We start from the raw sequence: 8,591 nt of genomic DNA, 5'->3' as shown, positions 1-8,591 counted from the left end.
GCCGCCGCGTCCGCTACGGGAGCGGGGTGACGTACGCACCGGAGATGCCGCCGTCCACCAGGAAGGTACTGGCGGTCATGAAGGAGGAGTCGTCGCTGGCCAGGAAGGCCACCGCGGCGGCGATCTCCTCGGGTTCGGCGAACCGGCCGAGCGGGATGTGCACCAGCCGGCGGGCGGCGCGCTCCGGGTCCTTGGCGAACAGTTCCCGCAGCAGCGGGGTGTTGACCGGTCCGGGGCACAGCGCGTTGACCCGGATGCCCTCGCGGGCGAACTCCACGCCCAGCTCCCGGCTCATCGCCAGCACGCCGCCCTTGGAGGCGCTGTAGGAGATCTGCGAGGTCGCGGCGCCCATCACCGCCACGAAGGACGCGGTGTTGATGATCGAGCCCTTTCCCTGCCGCCGCATGTGGCCGATCGCGTACTTGCAGCACAGGTACACCGAGGTCAGGTTGACGTCCTGGACGCGCTTCCACGCCTCCAGGCCGGTGACCAGGATCGAGTCGTCGTCGGGCGGGGAGATGCCCGCGTTGTTGAACGCCACGTCGAGGCTGCCGTAGCGCTCGACGGCGGTGTCGAACAGCGCCCGGACCTGCTCCTCGTCGGTGACGTCGGTGCGCACGAACAGGCCGCCGGCCTCGTTGGCGGCCTTGGCCCCGCTCTCCTCGTCGATGTCGGCGCACACCACCTTCGCCCCTTCGGCGGCGAAGCGGCGCACCGTGGCCAGGCCGATGCCGCTGCCCGCACCGGTGACGACCGCCACCCGGCCCTCGAGTCGCTTGCTCATGTGGTTCATTCCTCCGTGGCGATGAAGACGTTCTTGGTCTCGGTGAAGGCGTGCAGGGCGTCCGGCCCGAGCTCGCGGCCCAGGCCGGACTGTTTGAAGCCGCCGAACGGCGTCCAGTAGCGCACCGAGGAGTGCGAGTTGACGGACAGGTTGCCCGCCTCCACGGCCCGGGCCACCCGCAGCGCCCGGCCCACGTCGCGCGTCCAGATCGAACCGGACAGGCCGTACTCGGTGGCGTTGGCGATCCGCACCGCGTCGCTCTCGCCGCGGAACGGAACCACGGCGACCACCGGGCCGAACACCTCCTCGGTGAACGCCCGGTGGTCGGGGGCGATCGGCGCCAGCACCGTCGGCGGGTACCAGAAGCCCGGCCCCCCGGGCGCGCTGCCGCGGAACGCCACCTCGGTGTCGCCGTCCACGTAGGAGGCGACCCGGGCCCGGTGCGCGGCCGAGATCAGCGGCCCCATCTCGGTCTTCTCGTCCGCCGGGTCGCCGACCCGCACCCCGCGGACCGCGCACTCCAGCCGCTCCAGGAACTCCTCGTACACGCTCGCCTCGACCAGGATCCGGGAACGCGCGCAGCAGTCCTGCCCGGCGTTGTCGAAGACCGCGTACGGGGCGGTGGCGGCGGCCTTGTCCAGGTCGGCGTCGGCGAAGACGATGTTGGCGCTCTTGCCGCCGAGTTCGAGCGTGACGGGCTTGACCTGGGCGGCGCAGCCCGCCATCACCGACTTCCCGACGGCGGTGGAGCCGGTGAACACCACCTTGCGGACGCCGGGGTGGGTGACGAAGCGCTGCCCGACCACCGGGCCGCGGCCGGGGAGCACCTGCAGCACGCCCTCGGGCAGGCCCGCGCGCAGGGCGAGTTCGGCCAGCCGCAGCGCGGTGAGCGGGGTGAGCTCGGCGGGTTTGACGACGACGGTGTTGCCCGCGGCCAGCGCGGGGGCCAGTGCCCAGGCGGCGATCGGCAGCGGGAAGTTCCACGGGACGATCACGCCGACCACGCCGAGCGGCTCGTGGAAGGTGACGTCCAGGCCGCCGGCGACCGGGATCTGCCGGCCGAACAGCCGCTCGGGGGCGCCCGCGTAGTACTCGATGACGTCGCGGGCGTTGCCCGCCTCCCAGCGGGCGTTGCCGACGGTGTGCCCGGCGTTGGCGACCTCCATCAGGGCCAACTGCTCGCGTTCGGCGTCCACTTCGGCGGCGAAGCGGCGCAGCAGCCGGGCCCGGTCGCCGGGCGCCACGTTCCGCCAGCTCTCGAAGGCGGCCCCGGACCGGGCGATCGCCGCGTCGGTGGCGGCCAGGTCGGCCATTTCGACGGTGGCGATCACCTCCTCGGTGGCGGGGTTGACCACCTGGTACAGGTCGGGTTCCTGGGGCACCTGCTCCTCCTCGTGCTCGTGCTCGTGCCGGTGTCGTGCCGGTGCCGGTGTCGTGCTCGCCTCACAGGCGCTCGAAGCCGCGGCGGCGCTCCCAGTCGGTCACCGCGGCGTCGTAGGCGGCGAGTTCGACCCGTCCGGCGTGGGCGTAGTGCCGGACGACGTCCTTGCCGAAGGCCGTCGTGGCGGCCTCGCTGCGCTCGAACCGGTCGACGGCCTCGCGCAGCGCCGCGGGCACCCGGGGCGCGTCGGAGGCGTACGCGTTGCCGGTGAACTCGTCCTCCAACGGCAGCTGGTGCTCCACCCCGTGCAGCCCGGCGGCGATCAGCGCGGCCACCGCCAGGTAGGGGTTGACGTCGCCGCCGGGCACCCGGTTCTCGAACCGCAGCGAGGCCCCGTGCCCGACCACCCGCAGTGCGCACGTCCGGTTGTCGCGGCCCCAGGCGATCGCGGTGGGGGCGAAGCTGCCCGGCACGTAGCGCTTGTACGAGTTGACGGTCGGGGCGAGCAGCAGCGCGAACTGGTCGAGGCAGGCGAGCTGTCCGGCGAGGAAGTGCTCCATCGTCCGGGAGAAGCCGTGCACGCCCCCGCCGGGGAACACCGGGCGGCCCCGCTCGTCGCGCAGGCTCAGGTGCACGTGGCAGGAGTTGCCCTCGCGCTGGTCGTACTTGGCCATGAAGGTGAGGCTGACGCCCTCCTGCGCGGCGATCTCCTTCGCGCCGGTCTTGTAGACGGCGTGGTCGTCGCAGGTGGTCAGCGCGTCGGCGTAGCGGAACGCGATCTCGTGCTGCCCGAGGTTGCACTCGCCCTTCGCGGACTCCACCGTCAGCCCGGCCCCGGCCATGCCGGTGCGCAGGCGGCGCAGCAGCGGTTCGATCCGGGCGGTGCCGAGGATCGAGTAGTCGACGTTGTACTGGTTCACGGGCGTGAGGTCCTGGTAGTGCTTCTCCCAGGCCCGCTCGTAGCTGTCCCGGAACACCATGAACTCCAGTTCGGTGCCCACGTACGCGCTCCAGCCGTAGCCCGCCAGCCGTTCCAGCTGGCGGCGCAGCACCTGGCGGGGCGAGACCGCGACCGGGGTGCCGTCGTGGTGGGCGAGGTCGCACTGGACCATGGCGGTGGCCGGGTGCCAGGGCACCATCCGCAGGGTGGCGAGGTCGGGGGCGAAGACCAGGTCTCCGTAGCCGCTCTCCCAGGAGGAGACGGTGTAGCCGTCCACGGTGTTCATCTCCACGTCCACCGCCAGCAGGTAGCCGCAGCCCTCGGCGCCGTCGGCCAGCACCTCGGCCAGGAAGTACCCGGCGTCCAGCCGCTTGCCCTGCAGTCGGCCCTGCATGTCGGTGACGGCCAGTACGACCGTCTCCACCGCGCCCTCGGCCACCAGTTCCCGCAGCCGCTCCACCGTGAGCCGTGCCCCGGCCATCCGCCCACCACCTCCGCCACCCGGCCAGCCGCACGCGGACCGGTCCGCCACAGCGACGATGATCCCGCCCCGGAGGCGAGCACACCAGTGTCCGCGCGGGTGTCGAATCCACCTGATCAACCATCAGAAGATCATTCCTCCATGGAATATGACTGTCCGTCAGTGCCTGCTCCACGCCCCCTCCCCGCTCCTCCTTCCGCTCCCGGCCCGAAATCCGATTGCCCCGCACGGTCGGACCTGCTTCGGTGACGCCTGCCCGCCCGTCCCACCGCCCCGGAGCCCGCTGCCCGTGACCTTCCGCCTGACCGCCCTCACCGATCCCGCCGAGAGCCCCTCCGCGCGCCGCCTCGCCTGGCTGGCCGCCGCCCCGGACGGCACCCCGCTCGGCAGCGCCTTCCTGAGGCTGTTCACCTCCCCCAACCAGGCCCACCTGGGTGAGCTCGCCCTGGACGTCCACCCCGCCGAGCGCCGGCGCGGAGCGGGCTCCGCTCTGCTCGCGGCCGCGGTGGCCGCGGCCCGGGCGGACGGGCGCCGCGCACTGCTCGCCCAGGCGGTCGAGGGCTCCCCGGGCGACGCCTTCCTCTCCGCCCACGGCTTCGAACGGGCCCTCGTCCTCGCCTTCGGCCGACTGGACCTGACCGCCGCCGCTCCCGCCCTCGCCGCCGAACTGCCGCCCGGCTACCGGCTGGTCTCCTGGGTCGGCGATTGCCCCGAGAAGTGGCTGCCCGGCTTCACCCGCTCGCGCACCGCGATGGACGACATGCCGATGGGCGACACCGGGTTCGGCCCGGTGGTCTGGGACGAGGCCCGGGTGCGGTCCGCCGCGCGGGCGGTCGCCGATCGGGGCGAACTGCTGCACACCGTCGCCGTGGCCGAGGACGCCACCGGCGACCTGGTCGGCTTCAGCGAACTGGTGCTGCCCGCCGACCGGCGCGGGGACGCCCAGCACTACGGCACCGCCGTCCTGCCCGCCCACCGCAGGCGCGGTCTGGCCCTGGCGATGAAGGCCGAGGCGATCCGCTGGACGCGGGCCGAGCACCCCGGGATCACCGGCCTGCTCACCGACACCGCCGAACACAACACCGGCATGCTGGCGGTCAACCGTGCACTGGGCTACCGCGACACCCACCGCTGCGCAACGTTCCGTCTGCCCCTGTAGTCCGCTCGCCCGCCCTCCGGCATCCAGCTCAGCCCATCGGATCGGCCCACCGGATCAGCCCGCCCGTTCAGCTCCCCCTCCACCGCCGCGTCCGGGGCAGCCCCCGCACCGGTACCGACCGCCCGGACAGCCAGTGGCCGATGGTCGGTGGCCGATCGCCGGGCGGCCGCTGCTGGCCGGGTGACCGGCTCCGCCGAACCGGTCGCTGCCGCGGCGGAGTCGGGGTCCGCCGTCCACCGTGCCGCTCCGCCCTGTCCTCCTGCCCACCTGCACAGGTGCCCGGCCGCGTGCCGCCCGCTGGAGCACCGGTCGGTGTACCGGCCGGTCGGAGCACGGGTGGGGTGGACTGCCGTGAACCGCCCGGCGGCTCTGCCCTGCCGGGGCAGGGGGTTCCCCGACAACCACCGACACACCGTTTCCGTTCGACCTGGGCCCGCCCGCACCCGCTCCTCCCCTCCTCCGGCGCGGCGGCCCGGCCCCTCGGGCCGGCGCCCCGCCCGGTAATCCGGTTGTCCCGCTCCGGCCGCCCTGACAGGCTGCCTGTCATGTCCGCTCACGAACCACCGGCCGCCCTCTCCGCGTTCTTCACCGACGGCCGCCTGACGTCCGTCCCGCGCCGGCCGGCCCGCCGCGCTGCCCTGCTCCAGTACCTCGCGCACACCCTCTTCGACCCCGAGCGCTCGTACACCGAGCGGGAGGTCAACGAGGCGCTGCTCACCGTCCACTCCGACACCTCCATGCTCCGCCGCTACCTGGTCGAGGCCCTGCTGCTGACCCGCACCCGGGACGGGTCGAGCTACCGCCTGGCCGTCACCGACGGGGCCGCCGCCCCGGCCGCCGCCGCTCCCGGCGCTGCTGCGGACGCTCAGCCGCCCGCGGCGTAGCTCCAGAACTCCCGCATCAACGGCGGCGGGGTGGGGCTCGTCATCTCCCGCTGGGTGAGCAGCACCGTCACCAGCCCGGTCGAGCGCACCACGTGGGCGGCGGTGCCGGTGCCGCCCACCCAGCCGTAGCGGCCCGGCACGTTCCACGGCTCGCGTCGGACCACGTCCACCGATCCGCCGTAGCCCCAGCCCTGCCCCGCCAGGAAGAGATCGCTGTCCGCCCGCTGGCGCGCCGTCAGGTGGTCGGTGGTCATCAGCCGCACCGCGCCGAGCGAGAGCACCCGCCGTCCGTCCTCCGCGCGGCCGCCGGAGCGCAGCATCCGCAGGAAGGTGAACACGTCGTCGAGCGTGGACACCAGGCCGCCGGCCCCGGACGGGAAGGGGGGCGGAGTGCTCCACTGGCCGTCCGGTGGGTCGGCCACCGCCAGCGTGCCGTCCGGGGTCGGCCGGTAGAGCGGGCCCAGGCGGTCGGGTGGCGCGTGGAAGGCCGTGTCGGGCATGCCCAGTGGGTCGAACAGCCGCTCCTCCAGTACCTGGTCGAGCGGTTGGCCGGCCACCCGGGCGACCAGGACGCCCTGGATGTCGGAGCAGGTGTTGTACAGCCAGGCCGCACCGGGCTGGTGGAGCATCGGAACCTCCGCCAGGCGGGCCGCCCACTCGTCGGGCGGGGCGAACCGCTGCGGCTGCGGCGGCCCCTGCCCCAGCTCCGCGAACAGCGGGGCCAGCGCGGGCAGCGTGAAGTCTGCCGGGAAGCCGTAGCCGGCCCGCGACTCCAGGACGTCCCGCACCGTGAAGGGCCGGTCGGCCGGAACGGTGTCCGTCAGCGGGGCGCGTGGTGTCCGCACCACGCGCCGATCGGCCAGCTCCGGCAGCCAGCGCTCGACCGGATCGTCCAGCGCGAGCACCCCGTCGTCGACCAGTTGGAGCACCGCCGCGGCCGTGACGGGTTTCCCCACCGAGGCGATCCGCACCGGCGACCCGCGGCCCAGCTCGCCCGCGGCGGCCGTCTCGACCTGCCCCGGGCGGGCGACCAGGGCGACCGCCCCCGGCACCGTACCGTCCGCGACCCACTGGTCCAGCAGCGCCTGCAGGCCGCCGGCCCCGGACGGCCCACTGCCCGTGCGCGCCTCACGCGCCCCGTGCACCTCACGCATGGTGGTCCCCTTTCGTCATCGGCGCCCGATCCGCGCCGTCCGCACCTTCTGTCTCCTACTGTCGGAAGTGTGCCCGACCTCGACCGCCCGCCTACCCAACGACCGGCTACCGTTGGCACGCCGATCGGTTGACGCCCCATCAGCCGATCGGTCGACCCGGCATCGACCGGTCGTCGCTTTCTCCCGGCACGCGTGCCCGCTGCCGTTCGCCTACGCCGTTCGGGTGCCGCGCGGGTAGTAACGTGACCCGTGCCTTCGGCGTCAACGGTTTCGGTCGGCCCCGCCCAGGCCGGTGGGCCGGGACGCCAGGTGCAGGTCATCGCGAGGGGGCGGGGCCGGGTGGTGCCCTCGAAGGAAGAACTGTTCCCGCCGATCCGCCGTGCTCCCCGGCGGCAGGGATTGCCGGTTCGCGCGCTGTCCGCATGCGCGTGGACGCGCAGGTGGACGCGCAGAGGGAGGTGGTGTGCCTTCGTACCGCTTCGAGGACGCTGCTGCCTGACGGGCACCCGAACGGAAGGTGGCAGGTGATGGTGCTCGCGGCAGACCGGCGGCTGCGGTTGCGGCGCGCCCCGCTCGGACGGCGGCCGTGACACCGCGCCGCTACCTACTACCGCTCCCCGCGCCCCGCAGCGGCCACTACGGCGTGCCCGCCCCCGCCGACGGCGCGGCCGGACTCGCGGGCCCCGACGGGCCTCCGGACCCGGCGCCGGAGCCCGAGCCGCCACCGGGCGAGGCCGGCCCGGACGAGCCGGACTGGCCGGGGGAGCCCGAGCCGCCGGACGACGGTGCCGACGACGCCCCGGAGGACGGCGCCGAGGACGGGCCGCCGGACGGCGTGCCCGTCCCGGAGTGGCTGCCGGACGGGTTCGAACCGGACGCGCTGGGCGAGGCCGAGCCGTCGGTTCCGCCCGTTCCGCCCACGGGGCGCTCGAACTGGCGGCCCGTCGCCTGGTCCACCAGCACGATCTGGGTCACCGGGGCCGGTGCGGGCTGCACCGTCACCACCCCGTCCGGACGGAACGAGGACCAGGCCGTCCCGGTGTACCCGCCGCCGGTGCCGCTCGGCGGCGTCAGCGGGTTGCCGCAGGCGCAGCGCACCCGCGGCACGCCCTGGCTGTCGACCAGCACGGCCGTCCCGGACTGCAGGACGGCCTGGTAGGGGGTGGCCTGCCCGTTCTGGTAGCCGTGGTTGGTGACCCGGGTGTCCTGGCGCAGCACCACGGGTGTCAGGCCGTTCAGGTAGCCGTTGATCTGCGAACCGTCGATGCCCTCGACCCCGGCCCAGGCGCGGGCCTTGTCGGTGTTGGCGGAGAGGTAGGAGGAGAGCTTCGGTACGTCGCAGCTGGCCGTTTCGCGGGTCCCGCCGTACAGGCCGGGCTGGCCGCCGTTCACGCTGCCGCCGGACGCGCTCGGGCTCCCGGCGCCGGTCGGGGTCGAGGAACCGCCGGCCGGGGACGAACCGCCGCCCGAGGCGGAGCCTGCCGGGCTGGAGCCGCTGGGCGAGGCCGAACCTGGCGTGCCGCCGTTGGCGACCGAGTCGGTGAAGGGTTCCTGCCCGGCCGCGGACACCGGCTGCATCTCGACGGCCTGCGCGCTGCCGCCACCGCCCGAGCCCCCGGTGGCGACCACGCCCAGGGCGATGCCGAGCCCGGCGACGAGGACCGCCCCGGCCAGCACCGGCCCCTTCCGCCACCACGGTTTCCCGCCGCCCCCCCCCCCCCCCCCCCCCCCCCCCCCCCGGGGGGCCCCCCCCCCCCCCCCCGGGGCGGCCCCCCCCCCCCCCCCCCGCGCCCCCGCCCCCCCCCCCC

The 8,591-nt window shown here is 74.7% G+C and carries 7 protein-coding genes; 2 read left to right on the top strand and 5 right to left on the bottom strand.

All coding sequences use genetic code 11. The features are described from left to right. Positions 1–13: 13 nt before the first annotated feature. The 3 genes from ACFUEL_RS29495 to ACFUEL_RS29485 form a co-directional block, all read right to left on the bottom strand. Positions 14–793 carry a 3-oxoacyl-ACP reductase gene (locus tag ACFUEL_RS29495; protein WP_380239823.1) on the bottom strand — a complete coding sequence of 260 codons (780 nt, stop codon included), beginning with the start codon at positions 791–793 and terminating at the stop codon, positions 14–16. After that, positions 790–2,097 carry an aldehyde dehydrogenase family protein gene (locus ACFUEL_RS29490; RefSeq protein WP_380239824.1) on the bottom strand — a complete coding sequence of 436 codons (1,308 nt, stop codon included), beginning with the start codon at positions 2,095–2,097 and terminating at the stop codon, positions 790–792. The genes ACFUEL_RS29495 and ACFUEL_RS29490 overlap by 4 nt, the downstream gene beginning before the upstream one ends. 130 nt (positions 2,098–2,227) lie before the next feature. Next, on the bottom strand, positions 2,228–3,586 hold the full coding sequence (locus tag ACFUEL_RS29485; RefSeq protein WP_380239822.1) for a glutamine synthetase family protein: 1,359 nt from the start codon (positions 3,584–3,586) through the stop codon (positions 2,228–2,230). Positions 3,587–3,875: 289 nt separating this feature from the next. Here ACFUEL_RS29485 and ACFUEL_RS29480 point away from each other — a divergent pair, with 289 nt between their 5' ends. Beyond that, entirely contained in the window at positions 3,876–4,745 is an 870-nt protein-coding gene (locus tag ACFUEL_RS29480) for a GNAT family N-acetyltransferase (protein ID WP_380239821.1), read from the top strand. A 545-nt stretch (positions 4,746–5,290) separates the two neighbouring features. Then, entirely contained in the window at positions 5,291–5,629 is a 339-nt protein-coding gene (locus ACFUEL_RS29475; protein ID WP_380239820.1) for a DUF2087 domain-containing protein, read from the top strand. Here the strand turns inward: ACFUEL_RS29475 and ACFUEL_RS29470 are convergent. Beyond that, positions 5,611–6,783: a serine hydrolase domain-containing protein gene (locus ACFUEL_RS29470; protein WP_380239819.1), complete on the bottom strand. Its 1,173-nt coding sequence runs from the start codon at positions 6,781–6,783 to the stop codon at positions 5,611–5,613. The genes ACFUEL_RS29475 and ACFUEL_RS29470 overlap by 19 nt on opposite strands. 636 nt (positions 6,784–7,419) lie before the next feature. Further along, positions 7,420–8,460, bottom strand: a complete 1,041-nt coding sequence (locus ACFUEL_RS29465; RefSeq protein ID WP_380239818.1) for a DUF6777 domain-containing protein — start codon at positions 8,458–8,460, stop codon at positions 7,420–7,422. Between the last annotated feature and the right edge of the window lie 131 nt (positions 8,461–8,591).

The organism is Kitasatospora sp. NPDC057198 (assembly GCF_042670125.1).
GTDB lineage: Bacteria > Actinomycetota > Actinomycetes > Streptomycetales > Streptomycetaceae > Kitasatospora.
Note: the sequence above shows the minus strand (reverse complement) of the source record. Positions and strands in the feature narration are given on the sequence as shown.

Excerpts from the sequence above, each read along its gene's own strand:
- ACFUEL_RS29495 (WP_380239823.1), bottom strand. The coding sequence starts at position 793 with ATGAACCACATGAGCAAGCGACTCGAGGGCCGGGTGGCGGTCGTCACC.
- ACFUEL_RS29490 (WP_380239824.1), bottom strand. The coding sequence starts at position 2,097 with ATGGCCGACCTGGCCGCCACCGACGCGGCGATCGCCCGGTCCGGGGCC.
- ACFUEL_RS29485 (WP_380239822.1), bottom strand. The coding sequence starts at position 3,586 with ATGGCCGGGGCACGGCTCACGGTGGAGCGGCTGCGGGAACTGGTGGCC.
- ACFUEL_RS29475 (WP_380239820.1), top strand. The coding sequence starts at position 5,291 with ATGTCCGCTCACGAACCACCGGCCGCCCTCTCCGCGTTCTTCACCGAC.
- ACFUEL_RS29470 (WP_380239819.1), bottom strand. The coding sequence starts at position 6,783 with ATGCGTGAGGTGCACGGGGCGCGTGAGGCGCGCACGGGCAGTGGGCCG.